The sequence below is a fragment of the Fructilactobacillus sp. X2R5C3 genome (assembly GCF_059901325.1).
In genome coordinates this window covers 1-270 of sequence record NZ_JBWXUY010000018.1, presented here as the reverse complement: position 1 = coordinate 270, position 270 = coordinate 1, and the positions used below count along the sequence as shown (strand labels likewise).

1 protein-coding gene is annotated in these 270 nt (G+C 39.6%); it reads right to left on the bottom strand.

Features of this window, described 5'->3' with window-relative positions; all coding sequences use genetic code 11:
- Positions 1-270 (bottom strand): MBL fold metallo-hydrolase (locus AC6UDE_RS06980; RefSeq protein ID WP_500697030.1); only part of this gene is annotated, 270 nt, incomplete at both ends.

Genomic DNA, 270 nt, shown 5'->3' with positions numbered 1-270 from the left:
GTTAATAACCATGACAATCCACCAAGTTCCATGAATATGACTATGGATGAATCATTCTTATTTTCTTCTTTCTCATATGGACTTAGCACAGCAAACGGCGCTCCTCCCGCCACCCAATGGTTCCCCCTTTTCAGGACAGTCATTTTCATTTTTTTATCTCTTGCCATGGACACAAAATCCATATCCCTGTAATGCTCTTCACTCCAGCCTCCAATGATGATCTCCCTAACTTTAAAGTTTTCAATTAATTCTTTTGCACTTCCCATATGA